The organism is Micromonospora chokoriensis (genome assembly GCF_900091505.1).
GTDB classification, from domain to species: domain Bacteria; phylum Actinomycetota; class Actinomycetes; order Mycobacteriales; family Micromonosporaceae; genus Micromonospora; species Micromonospora chokoriensis.
Map to the genome: position 1 here is coordinate 6,151,763 of NZ_LT607409.1, position 20,985 is coordinate 6,172,747.

At 70.2% G+C, this 20,985-nt stretch carries 14 protein-coding genes; 5 read left to right on the forward strand and 9 right to left on the reverse strand.

Going from position 1 to position 20,985, the window contains the following annotated elements; translation table 11 throughout:
- The first annotated feature begins 13 nt into the window (after positions 1-13).
- The 4 genes from GA0070612_RS27835 to GA0070612_RS27850 all read left to right on the forward strand — a co-directional run bounded on the left by GA0070612_RS27835 (position 14) and on the right by GA0070612_RS27850 (position 5,393).
- Positions 14-592, forward strand: coding sequence for a TetR/AcrR family transcriptional regulator (locus tag GA0070612_RS27835; RefSeq protein WP_088990616.1), 579 nt, complete (start codon positions 14-16; stop codon positions 590-592).
- A 109-nt stretch (positions 593-701) separates the two neighbouring features.
- Positions 702-1,349, forward strand: a complete 648-nt coding sequence (locus tag GA0070612_RS27840; RefSeq protein ID WP_167393724.1) for an ABC transporter ATP-binding protein — start codon at positions 702-704, stop codon at positions 1,347-1,349.
- A gap of 79 nt (positions 1,350-1,428) precedes the next feature.
- On the forward strand, positions 1,429-4,458 hold the full coding sequence (locus tag GA0070612_RS27845) for an FtsX-like permease family protein (protein ID WP_088990618.1): 3,030 nt from the start codon (positions 1,429-1,431) through the stop codon (positions 4,456-4,458).
- The gene (locus GA0070612_RS27850; RefSeq protein WP_088990619.1) at positions 4,455-5,393 is read left to right on the forward strand and encodes an ABC transporter ATP-binding protein; all 939 of its coding nucleotides are present in this window, start codon (positions 4,455-4,457) and stop codon (positions 5,391-5,393) included. Before GA0070612_RS27845 ends, GA0070612_RS27850 begins: the two co-directional genes overlap by 4 nt.
- 15 nt (positions 5,394-5,408) lie before the next feature.
- Here GA0070612_RS27850 and GA0070612_RS31690 read toward each other — a convergent pair whose 3' ends face one another.
- From GA0070612_RS31690 to GA0070612_RS27860, 3 genes are all read right to left on the reverse strand, one after another.
- On the reverse strand, positions 5,409-5,558 hold the full coding sequence (locus GA0070612_RS31690) for a hypothetical protein (protein ID WP_157742627.1): 150 nt from the start codon (positions 5,556-5,558) through the stop codon (positions 5,409-5,411).
- Between the two features lie 61 nt (positions 5,559-5,619).
- Positions 5,620-6,606, reverse strand: coding sequence for a TolB family protein (locus GA0070612_RS27855; protein ID WP_088990620.1), 987 nt, complete (start codon positions 6,604-6,606; stop codon positions 5,620-5,622).
- Positions 6,603-7,886, reverse strand: coding sequence for an MFS transporter (locus GA0070612_RS27860; protein ID WP_408630515.1), 1,284 nt, complete (start codon positions 7,884-7,886; stop codon positions 6,603-6,605). The genes GA0070612_RS27855 and GA0070612_RS27860 overlap by 4 nt, the downstream gene beginning before the upstream one ends.
- Before the next feature lie 221 nt (positions 7,887-8,107).
- Between GA0070612_RS27860 and GA0070612_RS27865 the strand changes: the two genes are divergently transcribed.
- Positions 8,108-9,484: a CBM96 family carbohydrate-binding protein gene (locus GA0070612_RS27865; protein WP_088991810.1), complete on the forward strand. Its 1,377-nt coding sequence runs from the start codon at positions 8,108-8,110 to the stop codon at positions 9,482-9,484.
- A 1,395-nt stretch (positions 9,485-10,879) separates the two neighbouring features.
- On the opposite strand, the gene mmsB is transcribed toward GA0070612_RS27865, so the two are convergent.
- From mmsB to GA0070612_RS27900, 6 genes are all read right to left on the reverse strand, one after another.
- Positions 10,880-12,130 (reverse strand): multiple monosaccharide ABC transporter permease, encoded by a 1,251-nt coding sequence (gene mmsB, locus GA0070612_RS27875; protein WP_088990622.1) that lies wholly within the window; start codon positions 12,128-12,130, stop codon positions 10,880-10,882.
- On the reverse strand, positions 12,127-13,665 hold the full coding sequence (gene mmsA / locus GA0070612_RS27880) for a multiple monosaccharide ABC transporter ATP-binding protein (RefSeq protein WP_088990623.1): 1,539 nt from the start codon (positions 13,663-13,665) through the stop codon (positions 12,127-12,129). The genes mmsB and mmsA overlap by 4 nt, the downstream gene beginning before the upstream one ends.
- An 80-nt stretch (positions 13,666-13,745) precedes the next feature.
- Positions 13,746-14,888: a multiple monosaccharide ABC transporter substrate-binding protein gene (gene chvE / locus GA0070612_RS27885; RefSeq protein ID WP_088990624.1), complete on the reverse strand. Its 1,143-nt coding sequence runs from the start codon at positions 14,886-14,888 to the stop codon at positions 13,746-13,748.
- Positions 14,889-15,160: 272 nt separating this feature from the next.
- The gene (locus GA0070612_RS27890) at positions 15,161-16,816 is read right to left on the reverse strand and encodes a glycoside hydrolase family 27 protein (RefSeq protein WP_088990625.1); all 1,656 of its coding nucleotides are present in this window, start codon (positions 16,814-16,816) and stop codon (positions 15,161-15,163) included.
- A gap of 224 nt (positions 16,817-17,040) precedes the next feature.
- Complete coding sequence (locus GA0070612_RS27895; protein WP_197699253.1) at positions 17,041-18,027, reverse strand: LacI family DNA-binding transcriptional regulator; 987 nt, start codon at positions 18,025-18,027, stop codon at positions 17,041-17,043.
- Between the two features lie 412 nt (positions 18,028-18,439).
- Positions 18,440-20,560, reverse strand: coding sequence for an RICIN domain-containing protein (locus GA0070612_RS27900; protein ID WP_088990627.1), 2,121 nt, complete (start codon positions 20,558-20,560; stop codon positions 18,440-18,442).
- Positions 20,561-20,985 lie beyond the last annotated feature (425 nt).

Sequence of the window (20,985 nt, forward strand, 5' to 3'; positions counted from 1 at the left end):
AACGATCGAGGCCATGCCCAAGAAGGTCGATCACCAGGAGCGACGCACCCTCATCGCGGACGCGTTGATGCGGGTCGCCGCGGACCAGGGGCTGGAGGCCGTCAGCCTCCGACACGTGGCCGCCGCGGCCGGTGTGTCCGCCGGGATGGTCCAGCACTACTTCCGGACCAAGGACGAGATGATGGCGTTCGCGTTGAGCGTCGTACGCGAGCGCAGCCAGGTCCGGGTCACCGAGGCGGTTGCCCGGCTGGGCGAGGACCCGCCGCCTCGACTGCTGCTGCGGACCCTGCTCGCCGCCCTGCTGCCCCTCGACGAGCACACCCGCGACGACGGGCGGGTGGCGCTCGCGTTCCTCGCGTACACGGCGGTGCGGCCGGCCGCCGCGACCGGCCTCCGGGAGGGCACCCGGCAGCTCACCGAGTTCGTCGCCGGCATCCTGCCCGCCGGCCGGGGCGACGCCGCCGCGGCCGGCCTGCTGGCGCTGATGGAGGGGCTGGGTGTCTACCTGCTCGGCGGGCAGTACACCGCCGAGCAGGCGCTGGGCGCGCTCGACGCCCACCTGGACCTGCTCTTCGGCTCGACGCCCACCTGAGCGGACGTGGTCGTACCGCGCCTCAGCAGCGCGGGCCGGGTCGACGAGGATTGTGCGATGCCGTCGGGCGTGGCACTCTGCGGACTCGGTACCGGGAGGGCGGGTGCAGATGTTGACCATCGACGGCATGTCGGTCGGCTACAGCCAGGACCGGACCGTCCTGCGGGACGTGTCGGTGACGGTGCGCCCCGGCCGGATCCTGGCGCTGACCGGTTCGTCCGGCGCCGGCAAGAGCACCCTGCTGCACGCGATGGCCGGGCTGCTGCGCCCACGCCACGGGGAGGTACGCGTCGACGGGCAGCCGCTGCGCGATCGTGACCACGCGGTCGCGCACCGAATCGTCCTCGTCCCGCAGGACAACGGTCTGTCCCCGATCCTCACCGCCGCCGAGAACCTTCAGGTGGCGCTCGTGGCCGACGGCGTGACACCACCCGAGGCCCGTCGGCAGACCACGGCGATGCTGGATCGGCTGGGCCTCGCCGGCCAGGCCGACCAACTCGTCGAAGAGCTGTCCGGTGGCCAACAGCAGCGGACCGCGGTCGCCCGCGGCCTGGCCCTGCGCGCAGGCGTGTTGCTGGCCGACGAGGTGACCAGCGAGTTGGACGCGGGCAACCGGCAGCGCGTTCTGGACCTGCTGCACGACGAGGCGCGGCGGGGCGCGGCCGTCGTGTTCGCCACCCACGACCCGGAGGTGGCCGCCGCCTGCGAAGCGGAGCTGCACCTCGTCGAGGGCCGGGCGGAGGTCCTGCGCGACTGAGGGATCCGGACGACCGACAGGTTCCGGTCCGTTCGCACGGGGCGGCGGGGCATCAGCCCGGTCGATACCCTCGGCATCAATGCTGACCGTCATCTGGGGCGCGATCGCGGCCCGCCGGGCGCAAGCCCTGGCGGTGCTCCTGCTCACCGTGCTCGCCAGCGCCGCCGCCGCGGCCGCGCCGAGCTATGTCGCCGCCGCCGGCCAGGCCCTGGCCCGCTACGAGGCGTCCAGGGCGACGCCGAACGAGCTTCGCCTGCGACTGGCCGACCCCGTCGAATATCCGGGGATGCCCGCCGACCCCGCGCGGACCCCGTTCGCCGACCGGGTGCGGCAGCTGACGCCGGCCGGGTTCGAGGTCGTCCTGGGTGCGCAGAGCACCGACGTCGCCGCCGGCCGTGCCGGAACGGTGACCTCGACGCTGGTCTTCCGCGCGGGGGTCTGCGAGCGGGTCACCGTGTCCGGCGCCTGCCCCCGGGCCACCACCCGGGGGCAGGCGCCCGAGGTCATGGTCAGCACGCAGACCGCCGCGCGGCTCGGTGTCGCCGTCGGTGACCGGTTCACCTTCGGCGTGGTGCCGGTGCGGGTGGCCGGCGTCTACCAACCGCTGGACGTGACCGATCCGTTCTGGCTGGGCGCGGAGTACATTCGTCCGGCTGCGGCGGGCCCGTCCGGCATTCCGGCCGTGGGCAGCGCGGAGGACGCCATCTTCACCGCTGAGGCCGCGCCCCTGACCGACGACAACGCGATCCTGCACCGGTCGACCGCCGACCTCTACGTCACCGGGCACCTGCTCGACACCCGTTCCGAATCGGACCTGCGTGATGCTGTCGCGGTGGTGACGCGGGACGGCACCCGCGCGGGCCTCGGGGGCGGCAGCAGCCTGCCCCTCCTCCTCGACCGGGTGGCCCTGCAACGTGGCCAGTTGGCCGACGGCGTGACGCTGGGCGCGGGGCTGCTCGTCCTGCTCTGTTGGCTGGTCCTGTTCGTCGCGGTCAGCTCGGCCGCGGATCAGCGTCGACCGGAGCAGGGCCTGCTCCTGCTCCGCGGGGTGCAGCGCCGACGGCTGTGGGCGCTGGCGATCGGCGAGCACGCCGTACCCGTGCTGATCGCGATCCCCCTCGGCTGCCTGGGCGGCGTCGCCGCCGCCACCCTGCTCGCCGCCCACACCCTTCCGGCCCGTGCCGACGTCGCAGTCGACGCCACAGTGATCGGCTTCGCCGCCGTCGGCGCGGTCGGCGCGCTCGCCGCGGTGCTGCTTGCCCAGCTTCGGATGTTGTCCGGCTCGGTCGTCGACCTGCTGCGTCGGGTTCCGGCACGGACCCGCGGCTGGCGGGCGACCATCGGTGACGTCGTCGTGGTGTCCGTCGCCGTGGCCGCCGTGGTGCAGTTGCGCTCCGGCGGTTCGCCCAGCGGACTGGCCCTGGTGGCACCGGTAGCCGGGGCGCTCGCCGCCGGTGTGCTGCTGGCCCGGGTCGCGATGATCATCGGCGCGGCGACGGGCGCGGCGCTGCTGACGCGCGGGCGGACAGCCACCGGTCTCGCCCTGGTGCAGGTGGCCCGACAACCCCGGTTCCGGCCCCTGATCGCGCTTCTCACAGTGGTCGTCGCGATGCTCGCCTTCACCGCCGCGACGAGCGAGGTCGCGTCGGCCGCCTACACCGACCGGGCAGTTGTCGAGGTCGGCGCGCCGCGCGTGGTCCAGGTCGACGCGACGTCCCGCTCGCACCTGTTGAAGGCCGTGCGGACGGCCGATCCCGACGGGCGCTTCGCGATGGCCGCAGTGGTGACCAGCGTGTCCTCCGCGGCCGGCACACCGCTACTCGCGGTGGACTCCGACCGGCTGGCGACGGTGGCCGCGTGGCATCCGTCCTACGGCGTGTCCCTGACGGACGTCGCACGGAAGATCCGCCCGGCCGCGCCCGGGGAGCCGGTGTACTTCCGGGGGCAGCTGCTCGACATGGTCCTCTCCGCCACCTTCGACGCCGAGGCCTTCGCCGGGAACAAGGTTCGCCTCACGGTCACGGTGGCCAGTGCCAACGGCACCCGGGTGGTCGCCTCCCTCAAGGACGTCGAGCCCGACCGAAAGACCTACTCGTTCCAGGTGCCCGAGTGCGCGCAGGAATGCCGCCTGACCAAGATCGAGATCGTCGCTCCGGTGGTCTCCCGCCAACTGGAGGTCCGCTTCGAGGAGTTACGCGGCAGCGACGAGGACGGCGGACGCGAGATGGTGGTGCTGACCGGCGCGCAGTTCGCCGACCTGACGCGGTGGCGGCTGTCGGACACGAGCACCACCCGCGCGAGCGCGACGACCGCGGCGTTGGTCCTCACCGTGGACGAGAACCGGCGGGCGACGCCGGCCGCCATCAGTGTCGTCGACGCGCCGTTTCCGCTCCCGGCCTACCTGAGCGGATCTCCAGAAACCCGGCTCGGCGCGGCCTACCCGCACGACGGCGTCGACGGCACACCGAGTACGGCATCCGTCCAGGGGCTGGCCGATCGGCTGCCGCGACTTGGTGGCAGCGGTCTGGTCGTCGACCTGGAGTACGCGGACCGCCTCGCCGTCGCCCGCCAGAACGGCAGCGAGGAGGTCTGGTTGACCTCGTCGGCTCCCGCCGACGTCCTCGACCGACTTCGCGCCCAGGGCCTGGTCATCACGGCCGATCGGACGACCGCCACCGTGCGACAGGAGTTCGACCGGCAGGGTGCCGCGCTGGCAGTGCGCTTCAACCTGTTCGCCGCGCTGGCCGGGGTGCTGATCGGGGCGGCCGGCCTGGTCGCGATGGCGGCGGCCGAGCAGCGTACCCGGGTGGCCATGTTGGTGGCGTTGCGCCGGCAGGGGCTGCCGCCACGAGCGGTGCGCGGGGGTTACGGGTGGCCGGTCGCCGTCGCCGCCGTGTCGGGCGGCCTCGTCACAGTGCTGATCTGGCTGCTCACCCGGAGCGGGCAGCGCCTGTTCAGTGACGGCCGCTCACCGGTCCCGTTGCCCGACTGGCCGGACGTCGGCCGACTGCTGCTGTTCACGGTGCCGACCATCACGTTGTTCGCCCTCACCGCACTCGTGCTCGGTCGGGTCGTCGCCGCCTCGGTGCGTCGCAGGAGCAGCCGATGACCGCCGCGCCGCAGGACGCGCCGACGACCGCCGCGCGGCCGGCCGGGGGTGTGGCCGTCACCTGCCACCGGCTCATCCACATCTACCCCAGCGCCGCCGGTGACGTCGTCGCGCTCTCGGGTGTGGACCTGCGGATCACGCCGGGCGAGATGTTGGCGCTGGTGGGGCCGTCCGGCTCGGGAAAGTCCACTCTGGTGGCGATCCTCGGCGGGCTCATGCAACCGTCCGCCGGGCGCGTGCACGTGGGCGACCACGAGCTGTCCCGGCTCTCGGCCAAGGGCCTGGCGGCCCTTCGCGGGGCCACTGTCGGCACGGTGCTCCAGGGCGCCGAACGCAACCTGCTGCCGTACGTGTCGCTGGCGCGCAACGTCTGGTTGGCGCAGCGACCCGCCGCGCGCATCGCCGGGCGCCGGCTCGATCCACCGGAGGCGGTCCTGGACCTCGTCGGCCTCGGCGGTGCCGGCGCGCGGCGGGTGGGCGACCTGACTCCCGGGCAGCGTCAGCGGGCCGCTCTGGCGCAGGGGCTCGCGGCCGGGCCCGGGCTGCTCCTGGTCGACGAGCCGACCAGCCAGCTCGACGCGTCCGGTCGGGACGAGGTGCTCGCGGCGCTGGCCACCGTCAACGCGGAGCGGGGCACCACGGTGATCGTGGTGACCCATGACGGCGAGGTGGGTGCCCGGTTGGGCCGCGCCGTCACGATCCGGGACGGCCGGGTCGGGGCCGAGGGGCGCGGCGGGCGGGACTTCGCCGTGGTGGCCGGCGACGGCACGATCCAGTTGCCGCCCGAGATGCTGGCCCGTTTCCCGGCCGGAACGCTCTTCGAGGTCGACCACGTCGACCGGGCGGTGACGCTGCGCGCCGTCGCCACCCCGTCGTCCGGCGACCGGGACGACGGGGTGGCGGGGGTCGGCGGCGAGGCCGATCACGCAGGCTGAATGGGCCTTCTCGGCTCAGTGGGTCGGGGTGCCCCGCGCCGTGAGCCGGCGGTCGGTGGTGGACACCTGCCACTCGACTGTCACGTCGGCGCCGGCCATGCCGCCCTGCCCGTCGGCGTTGAGCAACGTCGACGAACGGCGATGGGCGGGCGCGGAATCCCCCATGACGGAATGCCGTCCGCGCCAAGGCGGTCAGGTGTCCTGACCGCCCGACGAGGCCGCAGCGTCAGGTCAGCGGGGACGGTGACTCGGCGCCGGGGATCACCAGCTTCGGCGCGCCGGACCCGTCGGCCGGGACGCTCCACACGTCCGGCCGCCCGTCGTCCTGCCGCAGCGTGTAGGCCAGCGTGCCGCCGTCCAGCCAGGCGGCCTGGTCGTCGACGCTCGTCGTCTCGGCTGTCGCGGTGACCCGCATGGTCGCCAGGTCGAGGACCGAGAGCCGCCACCCCTTCGCGGGATCGGCGTCGACGGCCTCCTTGAACGCAAGCCGGGTGCCGTCCGGTGACAGCGACGGACACTCGACGTTCTCCTTCACCGTCTCGACGGTGCGGGCGGCGACGTCACCCCGGACGAGGTATCTCTTACCCCCGGTCGACATGGTCGCGTAGAAGCGGTTGTCGTCGGCGGTGAAGGTGACGCCCCAGTAGTTGACGTCCGGGTGGCGGTAGCCCCGACCGTCCTTCGTGATCGCGAACTCCTCCAGCGAGGCGACGGTCGCACCGCTGCTGGTGTCGAGGATTCCGGTGCGGGTGGAGAAGCCGCTGGAGGTGTAGGAGTCGCCGCCGACGAACGTCGTCCAGGAGACCATCCGTCCACTGGCCGAGACCCGGGCCCGGTTCGGCAGACCCGGCACGCTGATCGCCCGGGTCTCGCGCAACGCGGCGTCGAGCACGACCATCCGGTACGACCACGTGGTCTCCGGCTTGAGGCAGACACCGGTGCCGGCAGCGGCGTACACCCGCAGGCATTCCAGACCGGAGACGGTACGCGGTCCGGTCGGGTCGGCGGCGGCGACGGTGGAGACGTGCCGGTCGGTGATCGCCAGCAGGCGCGGACCGGGTGTCAGGGTGACCGCCTGATCGCCGGTGGCCGGAGGTGGCGTCGGGGTGGTCTCCGCCGCCGCCATGGCCACGTAACCGGCCGCCACACTGCCCAGCAGCACGGCCGAGGCGATCAACACGCCGAGTTTCGCCCGGGTCGACGTCGCGGTCATGGGAGCACCTTCCGGGTGTTCAGGCGGGACGGGGAGATCAGCAGGAGCAGCGTGAGGACCAGGACCCCGGCGACGGCTGCGGCCGCCCCGCGGATCGCGGTCTCCGGCCCGAAGGCCTGCCAGGCGAGACCGAACAACACCGAGGAGACGAGGTACGCCAGGGCCTGCCCGGTCTGCACGAGTGCGATCCCGGTGGTCCGCAGCCGGGCCGGCAGGACCGGTCCGGCGAGCGCGATGAGCACGCCGTCGGTGGCCGCGTAGAACGCGCCGTAGAGCGTCAGCGTCAGCACGATCAGCGGCCAACCGTCGACCGGCCCGGCCAGCAGCAGGTACGTCGCACCGAGAGCGACGTAGCCGCCGATCACCACGGGCAGTCGGCCGATCCGGTCGGCGAGGACACCGAGCGGGGCGGCGAGCAGCAGGTAGGCCAGGCTGGTGCCCACCGCGAGCAACGGGAACCAGCGCAGGCCGAGATCCTCCCGACGCTGCAACAACAGGTAGACGAACCCGTCGCCGACGGTGGCCAGCCCGAGCATCGCCGCGGCCAGCACGAGTCGACGGGCCGGTCCGCCACGGAACAGCCCGAGCGCCTCCCGGACGGAGACCTTCGGCTCGTCCCTGACCTCGCCCTTCACCTCGTCCGGTGGCCGCTCCCGGACGAACAGCACGAGGACGACCACCGCCAGGGCGGCGACGCAGAAGCTGGTGACGAACACCGCGTCGTACGACTGGCCGACGACCAGCAGGACCGCGAACGCGGCGAGCGGCCCGAGGAACGCTCCGAAGCTGTCCATCGCCCGGTGCACCCCGAACGCCCGACCCAACGCCTCCGGTGGGGTGGAGAGCGTGATCAGGGCGTCGCGCGGGGCGCTGCGGACCCCCTTGCCGAGCCGGTCGACGGCGATGACGGCGCCGATCGCCGGTATCGACCGGCCGGCGAGCAGGAGCCCGAGCTTCGCGACCGCCGAGAGGGTGTAGCCGACACCCGCGATCAGCTTGCGCCGCTGGAACCGGTCGGCGGCGTAGCCACCGACGACCCGCAGGAGCGCTGTCGCGCCGGTGTGGACGCCGTCGAGCACGCCGAACGCCACCGGGCTGAGTTGCAGGCCCAGCACCAGGTAGAGCGGGAGGACGGCGGCCACCATCTCCGCCGAGACGTCGGTGATCAGACTGACCGTGCCGAGCGCGACGACGTTGCCGCTGACCATCGCGAACCGTCGGCGTCGTGGCCCGGACTCCGAAGGGTCGGCGACCGGTCGGGAGACGGTCGACAGGTACACGAGCATCTCCTCAGGTCGGTAGCTGACGGTCAGCCATCGTGGCGACTGGGCGGAGAGGCGGCAAGGGTCCGTCGGGAACCGCTGGACGTGCGTCGGGTGAACATACGACAAACATCGAGATGTTTCACTGCCTGAGCGTACTGTTCATACGACCGTGGCCCTTCGGACCGTCGACTCTCCTACATTCCTTGCGCTCTTCCCACGATGTGAAGGAGTCCTGGATGGACATTCGATTCCCCCGTCCGCCGGTGACGCTGGGGGTGGTCACTGTGGTCCTCGCCGCGACCGCCGCCGTCGTCGTCACCGGCGCCGGCTCTGCCTCGGCGGCGAGCGTGACGTTCACGCCGGTCGCCGACACCTACGTCCAGAGCGACACGGCCTCCACCAACTACGGCACGTCCACGCAGATCGTGGTCGACAACTCCCCCGTACGGCGGTCGTTCCTGCGCTTCACAGTGAGCGGCGTCAGCGGCACGGTGACCAGCGCCAAGCTGCGCCTGCGCACGATCAGCGGCAACAGCGGCAGCGACGCCGGTGGCACGTTCCGCCGGATGTCCAACACGACCTGGTCGGAGACCGGCACCACCTGGAACAACCAGCCGGCCATCGACGGCGCCACGCTCGGCACGGTCGGCGCGGTCAGCGGCAACACCTGGTACGAGGTCGACGTCACGACTGCGGTGACCGGCAACGGCACGTACAGCTTCGGTGCGACCTCGGCCAGCGGTGACGGCGCGTACTACGACACCCGCGAGAGCGGCGCGGACGCCCCGCAACTGGTGGTCACCACCGGGACCACGACGCCTCCGTCCGGCGACCCGGTGTTCGTCGGCGCGGGTGACATCGCCGACTCCGGCTCCGGCGACAGCGCCACCGCCGCGTTGCTCGACAGCATCTCCGGCACGGTCTTCACCACCGGCGACAACGTCTACGACAGCGGCACCGCGTCGCAGTTCAGCACCTACTACGAGCCCACCTGGGGGCGGCACAAGAGCCGCACCCGCCCGTCGCCGGGCAACCACGACTACAACACGTCGGGCGCGACCGGCTACTACAACTACTTCGGTACGTCCGCCGGCCCGAGCGGCCGCGGCTACTACTCGTTCGACCTCGGCAACTGGCACATCGTGTCGCTGAACTCGAACATCAGCATGTCGGCGGGGTCGACGCAGGAGCAGTGGCTGCGTGCCGACCTGGCCGCCACCAGCAAGCCGTGCACGATGGCGTACTGGCACCACCCGCTGTTCACGTCCAGCTCCAACCACGCCCCGTCGACGTCGACGCGCCCGCTGTACCAGGCGCTCTACGACTACAACGCCGACGTCGTGGTGTGGGGGCACAACCACGTGTACGAGCGGTTCGCCCCGATGAACCCCTCCGGTGGCGCCGACAGCAGCAGGGGTCTGCGCAGCTTCGTCGCCGGCATGGGCGGCGCGAGCCACTACGGCTTCGGCACGATCCAGCCCAACAGCGAGGCGCGTAACAGCTCGGCGTGGGGCGTCCTGAAGTTCACCCTGCACTCCGGCAGCTACGACTGGCAGTTCGTGCCGGTGGCCGGGCAGACGTACAGCGACAGCGGCACCGGCACCTGCCACTGACCGCGCGATCCCGCTGCACCGCTCGCGGTGCAGCGGGGTCCCTCCCGCCCCTCGCTCCACGACCCACGCCCACCCTGGACGCCGCACCCCAGGCCGCCGATTCACGCGCACGCCCGGAACTCCCGGCTCCCGCTCCGTCCCCGGCCCGGCTTTCGCCCTGGCGCCGGCCCTCGCCCTGGTTCCTGGTCCTGGCCCCGGCCCCGGCCCCGGCCCCGGCCCCGGCCCCGGTCCCGGCCCACGATCTCGGGCCGGGCCCCGGTCCCGGTCCTGGTCCCGGCCCCGGTCCCGGCCCACGATCTCGGGCCGGGCCCCGGTCCCGGTCCTGGTCCTGGCCCCGGTCCCGGCCCTGGCCCCGGTCCTGGCCCCGGTCCTGACCCCGGTCCTGACCCCGGTCCTGGCCCCGGTCCTGGTCCTGGTCCTGGTCCTGGTCCTGGTCCTGGTCCTGGTCCTGGTCCTGGTCCTGGCCCTGGCCCCGGTCTTGGTCCTGGCCCACGATCTCGGGCCGGGCCCCGGTCCTGCAACCCCCGGGCCCGCGACCCCAGGATCCGTGACCGTGCGGCCCACGACGTGCCCTCGGGCCTCACGACCTCAAGCCCCTGCGCGGAAGTCCGGCGAGCGCCCCACACCCGGGTCGCGGTGGGCAGGGATGACTTCCGTGGCTCGCTGTAGACCTGCCCCAGATCTGGGGCGGCCGCAGTTCAACTGGCGGTTGCTCCGGAAAGGGACATACCAGGCATTCAATCGAAACGGCCCACTCGATCACGGTCATCCGTGCCACCCCCGGCGAGATCTTGGACAGTTTCCGTTCCGCGCGAACGGAAACTGTCCAAGATCTCGAAAAACGCGGCGACCGACGACGCCATTTGCCCGCCAAACGCCCGAACGGTGGGCCGGCCCGGCGACCGGCAGTGGGCCGGCCCGACAGCCGGGCAGTCGGCCACCCGGCGACCGCGCGGGTGGGCCACCCCGCCGCCCGCGCAATCGGCTACCCCAAGCGGCCGCACGACAGGCCAGCCCCGGAACACCGCACGATGGGTCGGCGCACGACAGCGACCAGGACCAATTGCCTAGATGTCACCCGCACCGCAGGTTCACCGGTCACACGCGCGACACCACGGCAAGGCCGGTCCCGGTCGAACCCTTTGCGAGGTCGCGGCCCATATATGGGGCAGCTATACAGGGCCGCACCCGAAGGGGTGGACCCGAGCCCGGCGAGCCAGTTCCGGCATCCCACGGCCAGCAGCCGGCCGCCCGCGACGCCCGCGGTCGAAACGGATCGGGCGACCGGCCTCGGCACCGCTGGAGGATCGGCACCGCACGGGACGGCACCCCGCCAAGCGACATGTGCCCCCACCCGCGGAGCGGGCAGGGGCACACGTGCGTACGGTCCAGGCGTCAGCGGGCGGTGCCGGCCCGACGCTTGTTGTAGACGTCGAAGGCGACCGCGACGAGCAGGACGAGGCCCTTCACCACCGACTGGGTCGACTGGTCGATGCCCATCAGCTGCATGCCGTTGCTCATCACCGCCATGATCAGACCGCCGACCATCGCGCCCACCACGGTGCCGACACCACCGGTGACCGCCGCGCCGCCGATGAAGGCCGCGGCGATCGCGTCCAGCTCGAACATGTTGCCGGCAGCGGGTTGGGCGCCGTTGGACCGCGAGGAGTAGATGACGCCGGCCACCGCGGCCAGGAAGCCCATGTTGACGAACATCCAGAAGTTGACGGTCCGGACCTTCACCCCGGACAGCGCCGCCGCCGACAGGTTGCCGCCGATCGCGTAGACCTGGCGACCGAAGACGGTACGCCGGGTGACCAGGCCGTAGACCAGCACGAGGACCGCGAGGATGATCAGCACGATCGGCAGACCGCGGGCGTGCGCCAGCTGCCAGGCGAAGTACATGATGACCGCGCCGACCAGCACGACCCGGGCCACGAACAGCGGGAACGACTCCACGTGCTGCTGGTAGCGGATGCGCGCCACGCGGGTGCGGAAACCGCTCACCGCGTAGCCGGCCACCGCGACGGCGCCGATCAGCAGGGTGAAGGCGTCGAAGCCGTTTCCGCCGAGCAGGCCGTTGAGGAAGCCCGCCGCGACCTTCTGGTATTCGGCCGGGAACGGCGACAGCGAGATGTTGTCGAGCACCCGCAGGGTGAGGCCCCGGAACAGCAGCATGCCCGCCAGGGTCACGATGAAGGCCGGAATGCCGGCGTACGCCACCCAGAAGCCGTGCCACGCGCCGACCGCGATGCCGACGGCGAGCGCCGCCAGAACGCCGATCCACCAGGGGTGACCCTGCTGGATCACCAGGACGGCGGAGACCGCTCCGGTCAGCGCGACGACCGATCCGACCGACAGGTCGATGTGGCCGCCGATGATCAGGATGACCATCCCGATCGCGAGCACCAGGATGTAGGAGTACTGGAGGACGATGTTGGTGATGTTGCCGGGGCTCAGCAGCACCCCGTCGGTCAGGATCGCGAAGAGCCCGACGATGACGACCAGTGCGACGTAGATCCCGCTCTGCCTCAGGTTGTTCAACACCAGCGCGCGTAGGTCGCTCGTCCCGCTGTGCAGGGCGGCGGCGGGCGCGCTGTCCGGGGGCGTCGGGCGCTCCGTCGAAGGGGTCTTGATGTCGGTCATCCGACGAGCTCCTTGTCCTTTGTCATCAGCTCCATGAGGCTCTCCTGAGTCGCCTCGGCCACCGGCATCTCACCGGTGATCCGGCCGGCGGCGAGGGTGTAGATGCGGTCGCACATCCCGAGCAGCTCCGGCAGCTCGGAGGAGATGACGATCACTGCTTTGCCGGCGGCCACCAGCCGGTTGATGATCGTGTAGATCTCGTACTTGGCCCCGACGTCGATCCCGCGGGTGGGTTCATCCAGGATCAGCACGTCCGGGTCGGTGAACAGCCACTTCGACAGCACGACCTTCTGCTGGTTGCCGCCGGAGAGCTTGCCGACCACCGCCATGACGCTGGGGGTCCGGATGTTCATCTCCTGCCGGCTCGTCTCGGCAACCTTGATCTCTTCGTTGCCGTTCACCCAGCCCAACCGGGACAGGCGGTCCAGCGCGGCGGCGGACACGTTGCGCCGTACGTCGTCGATGAGGTTGAGGCCGTAGTGCTTGCGGTCCTCGGTGACGTACGCGATGCCGTTGTCGATGGCCTCGGCGACGGTACGCGCCTGGACCTCTTTCCCGCGTACGAACAGTCGGCCGCTGATGTCGCGCCCGTACGACCGACCGAACACGCTCATCGCCAGCTCGGTGCGGCCGGCGCCCATCAGACCCGCGATGCCGACGACCTCACCGGCGCGCACGGACAGGCTGACGCCCTCGACGACCATCCGGTCCTGGACCGGGTGCCGCGCCGTCCAGTCCTCGATGCGGAGGACCTCCTCGCCGGGGGACGACTCGCGGTCGGGGTAGAAGCTGTCCAGGTCACGTCCGACCATGCCCCGGATGATCCGCTGCTGGGTCACGTCGCCGGACGTCATGTCGAGGGTCTCGACAGTGCGTCCGTCCCGGATGACGGTCGTCGCGTCGGCGATGGCCATGATCTCGTTGAGCTTGTGCGAGATCATGATGCAGGTGATGCCCTGGTCACGCAGTGCCCGCAGCAGGTCGAGCAGGTGCGCGGAGTCGATGTCGTTGAGCGCGGCGGTCGGCTCGTCGAGGATGAGCAGTTTCACCTGCTTCGACAGCGCCTTGGCGATCTCCACCAGCTGCTGTTTGCCGACGCCGAGCTGGATGACCGGGGTGACGGGGTTCTCGTGCAACCCGACGGACGCCAGCAGCTTCGCCGCCTCGGCGTTGGCCAGGTTCCAGTCGATGAGCCCGCTGCGGCCACGCCGCTCGTTGCCGAGGAAGATGTTCTCCGCGATCGACAGGTACGGCACCAGGGCGAGTTCCTGGTGGATGATGACGATGCCGTTGGCCTCGCTGTCGCGAATGCCCCGGAACTGCATCGGCTTGCCGTCGAAGAGGATCTCACCGTCGTACGAGCCGGACGGGTGGACGCCGGACAGCACCTTCATCAGGGTTGACTTGCCGGCGCCGTTCTCCCCGCAGATGGCGTGGATCTCCCCGCGACGGACGGCGAGGGTGACGTCCTCCAGCGCGGTCACGCCGGGGAAGGTCTTCGTGATGCGGCGCATCTCAAGGATGGTGTCGTCCATGGTCACTGTCCTCTGTCAGGTCGGACGCGGTACGCCACGGCGTCGGGCCCGGCGGAGACCGCCGGGCCCGACGAGTGGCTTTACTTCTTGGCCTGGCCGGCGGCGACCTCTTCCGCCGTCCAGTAGCCCGAGTCGATCAGCGTGGCCTTGATGTCGTCCTTGTAGACCGTGGCGATCGGCAGCAGGTACGACGGGACGACCTTGACGCCGTTGTTGTACGTCTGGGTGTCGTTGGCCTGCGGCTGCTTCTTCTGCAGGAACGCCTCGGACGCGTTGACGGCCTGCTCGGCGAGCAGTCGGGTGTCCTTGAAGACGGTGGAGTTCTGCACGCCGTCGTTGATCAGCTTGATCGAGGCGATCTCCGCGTCCTGGCCGGTGACGACCGGGAGCTTCTTCGCGCCGGTGCCGTAGCCGGCGTTCTGCAGGGCGGTGATGATGCCCCGGGAGATGCCGTCGTACGGGGACAGCACGCCGTCGACCTTCGCGCCGTCGTTGTAGCTGGAGGTCAGCAGGTTCTCCATCCGCTTCTGTGCGGTCTCCTGCTGCCACCGCAGGGTGGCGATCTGCTCGGGCGTGGTCTGCTTGGACTTGACGACGAGCGTGCCGTCCTCGATGAACGGCTTCAGCGTGTCCATCGCACCGCCGTAGAAGTACTGGGTGTTGTTGTCGTCCAGCGAACCGGCGAAGAGCTCGACGTTCAGCGGGCCCTTGGCGGTGCCCTTCGAGCCGTCCTTGTTCAGCAGGCCCAGACCGACGAGCAGGGCGGTGCCCTGGGCGACGCCGACCTTGTAGTTGTCGAAGCTGACGTAGAAATCGACGTCCTTGCTGCCGCGGATCAGCCGGTCGTAGGAGATGACCGGGATCTTCGCGGCCGCGGCGGCCTGCAGCTGGCTGTTGAGCGCCGTGCCGTCGATCGCCGCGATCACCAGGACGTCCGCACCCTGGGTGATCATCTGGTCGACCTGCTGCGACTGCGTGGGGATGTCGTCGCCGGCGTACTGGAGGTCGACCTTGTAGCCCTTGGCCTCAAGCTTGGACTTCACCGCGTTGCCGTCGGCGATCCACCGCTCCGAGGTCTGGGTCGGCATCGACACGCCGATGGTCAGGTCGCTGGGCTTCTCGCCGCTCTTGTCGCCGCCGCTGCCCGCTCCCTCGCCACTGCACGCCGCAAGGCTCAGCGCCAGCGCCGCGCTGCCGAGAGCAACCAGGAATTTCCTGCGCACGGGGTTCTCCTCTCTGGACTCCCCCGCCGACTGCCGGGGCAACTGTCATCTTTCGGGTAGTGTTAGCGCTCACATAGGTTGCGTCAACACCTGCTCCGAAATACCGGTGTCACGGTCTCGTAACGGAGCATCCAGGCGAGCGTAGCCATGCGGTCAATCGACCAGGAGTGAGGGTGCGGCGACTCTCCGGGTCGGTCCGACGCTCCACACGCCGATGCCCGCGGACGACGTTAGTCGTCCGCGGGCACCGACAGAAGCGGCGGTTCAGAGAACTACCGCTGTGACCACCGCTGGTTGGCCGCCGCGGTGCAGTTCCACAGGATCACCGTGGTGCCGTTGGCCGTGCCGTTGTTGTTGACGTCCAGGCAGAGCCCGGTCTGAACGTTGCTGATCGTCCCGTTGGCGTTGACGTTCCACTGCTGGTTGGTCCCGCCGTTGCAGTCCCAGATCTGCACCTTGGAGCCGGCCGCCGCGTTCGACGGCGCGTCCAGGCACTTGCCGAGGGACTGGAGGGTCTGACCGTTACGCGTCCAGCGCTGGTTGGCCTGGCCGTTGCAGTCCCAGATGACCGGCTGGGTGCCGTTGGCGGTGTTGCTGTTCGGCACGTCCAGGCAGCGGTTGGAGGCGGCGCTGGCGTACGCGCTCGACGTGGTCGGCGGCGGGGTCGTCGGCGGGGTCGTCCCGCCACCGCTGACCCGGTACACCACGGTGCCGTGCGCGGGGACGCTGGCGCTGATCGTGCCGCTGCTGGAGCTGGTGCCGTTGGTCCACGCGTCCACCAGGGTGAACGACGAGCCGGACTTGCCGATGGCCGCGGCCGTGGTGGAGATCGTCGTCGTCGAGCCGCCCTGGTTGAACAGGGCGACGGCGACGTCACCGTTGGCGAGGCGCTTGGCCAGCACCCGACGCGTGCCGTCGAAGGACACCTGCACGCCCTGCAACCCGAGCGAGTCCTGGTTGATCGCGATCAGGTTGGCGTTCTTGAGGATGGTCTGCGTCGCGGCGTTCATGTTCCGCACGTCGTTGCCGGCGATCAGCGGCGACGCCATGATCGCCCACATCGCGAAGTGGCTGCGCATCTCCGTGTCGTTCATGCCGCCGCGGCCGATCTCCATCATGTCCGGGTCGTTGAACCCACCCGGGCGTGCGTAGGAGGCCAGCGGAACGGTCACGTTGATGATGTTCTGGATGCCCATCGGGTAGCCGTTGGTCTGTCCGGTGTCCCACGCGTTGGTGATGTCCTCGGTGGTGCGCCACATGTTGGCCACGTCGCCCCAGTTGCGCTGCGGGCCGGTCTTGGCGTGGATGCTGTTCGGGTTGATGCTGTAGACGATCGGCCGCCCGGCGGCGGCCAGCGCGTCCCGCATCTTGGCGAAGGTGGCGACCTGGTCGTTGATGCTGCCCTCGGGCGAGCACCAGTCGTACTTCAGGAAGTCGACCCCCCAGGCGGCGAACTGGCGGGCGTCCTGCACCTCGTGACCCCGGCTGCCGGTGGCGCCGGGGTAGGCGCCGAAGTACTGCGCGCAGGTCTTGTCGACGGGCACCTGGTAAAGGCCGAACTTCAGACCCCGGGCGTGCAGGTAGTCGCCGAGCGCCTTCATTCCGCTGGGGAAACGGGTCGGGTCGCCCTGGATGTTGCCGGAGGCGTCCCGGTTCGGGTTGAACCAGCAGTCGTCGACAACGACGTACTCGTAGCCCAGGTCGCGCATCCCGCTGCTGACGATCGCGTCCGCCGTGCTACGGATCAACGCCTCGTTGATGTTGCAGCCGAACTGGTTCCACGAATTCCAACCCATTGGCGGAGTACGCGCCACGCCGTTGTCGAGCGCCTGCGCCGCGGGGGCGCGGAGGCCGACCAGGGCGCCGGCCACGAGCAGGCCGGCTGCCAGTGCGCTCCCCCAGCGTCGACCTCGAGTGATGCGGTTCATCGAGCCTCCTTGTCGGTGGCGCCCGCCCCTGACTACGATCTCCGGTCGATGGGCCGATAGCTGGACGCCAATTGTTGTTAGCGTTAACAGAGACGACCATCATGTTACGGTCACATTTCACGAGGTTCAATACCTGGACCGCAACGCATTGCCACTCATCGATACTCAAGATCACGTAGCGATTGAGTGCGGTCTTATCGTCCGGAGCGACGCGAACCCAGCCGTCAGCGACGGGGTGGGGCGACGCTCTCCCGGGCGACCAGGGTCGGGGCGACCGTCTGCCGCAACGCGCCACCGGTGCCCGACTCGATCTGGGTCAGCAACATCTGCAGACTCGCCCGCGCGACCGCGTCGAAGTCCGGACGGACGGTGGTCAGCGGCGGGATGAAGTACGCCGCCTCCGGCACGTCGTCGAAGCCGACCACGCTGATGTCGTCGGGCACCCGTCGGCCGAACTCGTGCAACGCCCGCAGCACGCCCAACGCGAGGTGGTCGTTGGCGGTGAAGACCGCGGTGACCTCCGGCATCCGCGCCAACATCTGCCCGCACCGGTAACCGGAGGACGCGGACCAGTCCCCCGGCATCAGGGGCGGCGGCACCAGGCCGGCGGCCAGCAGCGCCTCCCGCCAGCCGTCGATCCGACCGACGCTGTCGAACCAGTCGGACGGCCCCGAGACGTGCCAGACGGTGCGGTGCCCCGCGTCGAGGAGATGTTGGGTCGCCGCACGGGCGCCCGCCACCTGGTCGACGGTCACCAACGGCACCGGTCGACTCGGGTCACCGTCCACGGTGACCAGCGGGACATCCTTCGGTAGGCGCTCCAGCGCCTCACCGGCCGACTCGACCGGCGCGATGACCACGATGCCGGCGACCCGGTGCGACAGATGCCGCTCGACGGCGGCCGAGATGGACCGGTGGTCGAGGTTGCGGACGCTGCCGACGCTGACCGCGAAACCCTCCTGGGCGGCGGTCTGCTCCAACGCGGCCAGCAGGGATGCCGGACCGTAGAGCGTGGTGTTCTGTGCGACGACGCCGATGACCTGCGATCGACCGGTCACCAACGCGCGTGCCGCGCCATTGGGACGGTAGCCTAGCTCGGCGATCGCCGCCCGCACCCGGAGCCGGGTCTGCTCACGGACGTTGGGATGCCCGTTGAGCACCCGCGACACCGTCTGATGGGAGACACCAGCGAGACGAGCAACATCCGTCATCGCGGGACCGTGGACGGCCATTTCGCTCCCCCCGCTACATCTCCGGCCCGCGGCCCGTCGACGTCGACTGGAGCGGCCCGGCCCGATCCCCCTCGCTCAGCCACCACGCCGGTGCTGAATCCCAGGTGACCAGCGCTGGATCGCCGACAGTCTACGCCAGCCACTGCCCCAAACACGGCATGCCTGTCGGTGGACTGCGCAACGCAGCGGTGACGCACAATCCCAACCCCCGTCTGGAGTACGCGACCGGGTGTCGTACTCCGTCGATGCGCGCCGGCACGCCGGCCTGCCCTACGCCCCTGGACAGAGCGCGGAGCAGGCCGGCGAGGACCAGCGGTGACGTCGACTCGACGTGCCGGCGGGCACGTGTCTGCCAGCGCCGCTGGTCAGACCATTGATGGTGTGAGCGGTGTCACGGTGTTGTCAGGTCGAACCGGCGCACGGTGACCGCGCCGCCGAGCGCCTGGGTCGCGTGGTTGAAGACGGCGAACCGGTAGCCCATGAAGAACTGCCAGTTGTTCGCCAGGGTCAGGGCGTTGCCGAACGAGGTGAAGTTGACCCCGTCCGTGCTGTACGAGAAGCGGGCCTGGCGGCCCGATCCCGGTCTGATGTCGGCGTTGGCCCGCAACCAGATCCGACCACCCGAGACGCTGGTGCTCGCCACCTCGCTGCCGGTACTCGTGGTGTTCCAACTGCCGTCCATCGTCAGGCCGTTCTGCATGACCAGTCGGGTGGACCCGTTGTCCCGTCTGATTCCGATCCAGGCGGACGAGTTGCGCAGCACCGCCAGACCGGTGCGGTCACCGTCGCGCATCGTGGAGTAGTCCAACTCGATGGTGGCTGTCGAGGTGGGGCCCTGGATACGGTGCGTCAGCGTGTTGCGCGCCTTGTACAGATCGCCGGTGACGGTAGCGGTCTGCAGGTTCAGCCCGTTGTTGACCGACCACTTGCTGTTGTCGGGGTTGTGGTTCCACTCCCACTGCGGGCCGAGCGTGGTGCCGGCGAACGTGTCGGTGCCGGTCAGCGGCTTGACCGCCCGGGGCGGGGCGGGCAGGTTCGGCTTCGGGTACGTGTTGCCCCACCTGCCGTTGACCGTCTGCAACACCGGCCAACCGTCGCCGGTCCAGGTGATCGGCGCCAGGGCCGGCATCCGGCCACCGGGGTACGCGTCGACGAAGGACATGTAGTACCAGTCGCCGTTCTGCGTCTGCACCAGACCGCCCTGGTGCGGCACACCGCCACCGGAGATCGGGCCGGGCAGATCCAGCAGGACCTGACGCTGCTCGTACGGGCCGAACGGGCCGTTCGTCGACTTCAGCACGTACTGGCCGTTGGCCGGGCGGGTGAGCCAGATGTAGTAGGCGCCGTTGCGCTTGTAGAAGCGGGCGCCTTCCAGCGTCCCGATGCTCGACGGCGTCTGGTACACCTGCTGGGCCCGGACCTGGGACTTCCCGTCGGCGGAGAGCTGGGCGACGCTGATGGTGCCGTTGCCGTACGCGATGTACGGGGTGTCGTTGTCGTCGAACAGCAGGCCGGCGTCGTAGTAGCAGTTCGGGATGGTGGCGTGCTTGCTCCAGGTGCTGTCGACGGCGGACGCGGTGTAGATGTGGGTCTGCGCGAAGTCGATGCACCCGGCCCAGTAGTACTGCCGGTTGCTCGGCCGGTAGTTCAACGTCGACGCCCAGATCCCGTCGACGTACGCGTTACCGCCACTCATGTCGTACTTCGAGCCGAAGTCGAGCCGGGGCACGGCGTGACCGGCGAACTCCCAGTTCACCAGGTCGTACGAGCGCAGGACCGGCGCTCCGGGCGAGTAGTGCATGGTGGACGACGTCAGGTAGTAGACGTTGTCCACCCGGATGATGTCGACGTCGGCGAAGTCCTGCCAGATGGCCGGGTTCGAGAACGTGCCGTTCGACGGGGGCGGCGTGGTCGGCGGTGGTGTGGTGGGGTCGGTGCCGCCGTCGACGCGGACGAGTTGCCACTGCTGGTTGGTGCCGTTCCAGTCGTCGTACTGCACGATGTTCCCGCCGTCGGCGGTCGAGGCGCCCTGCACCTCCATCACCCTGTTGCTGTTCCGGTTGATCAACCGGACGTAGCCGCCGTCCGAGTCGGCCAACCGGAACTGCTGGTTGGTCCCGTTGTTGTCGGACCACTGCACGACCGCCGCACCGTTGGCCGTCGACCGCTGGTACACGTCGAGCACCTTGCTCGACAACCGCGACTTCAACCGGTAGTAACCACCACCGGAATCCACGAACTGCCACTGCTGCTGGTTGCCGTTGTTCCGGGTCCACTGGGTGATCCGGGCACCGTCGTTCGTGGCCAGGTTGTACACATCCAGGGCCTTACCGCTGTTGCGGTTCACCAACACGTACCACGCGTTGGTGTCTACGGTCGCCGCCGAGGCCGGCGACGGGGCGACGGCCGCGAGGGCCACACCGACCACCGCCGCCACCACGGCCGCGCCGAGTAGTGACAATCTTCCGCGTCGGCGCGGCGCTCCCCGGGGAACCCGTGCAATGGAAATCATGATCCTCCTTCGCTGGCCTGAGGCGCCGGACCATCTCAGCCGGCATCCGCGTCGCTGGTCGGCACGTTGGCCAGACTGTCGATGTGATCGCTAACAGCACCCTCCGCCACGTCCCGGAGATCGTTCGACCTCGACGGGGAGGCACGGATCAGAGCCGGCATGGCGCAGGAATCGAGCTACGTTGATGCTTACTGTTATCGATAACAAGACCGTAGTCAAGACGAAACATGAGTCAGCGGTCCGAGCAGCGGCGGCAGCGCCGAAGGACGCGGGAAGCGCGCCGCCGAAGGACGCGAAGAGGCCGGGCAGCGTCCCCCGCCGGGCGCGAAGAGGCCGGGCAGCGTCCCCCGCCGGGGCGCGAAGAGGCCGGGAGATCGTGATCCACTCGGGTTTATTGAAGTCGGGCCTTCCGCGCCGGGCCGATA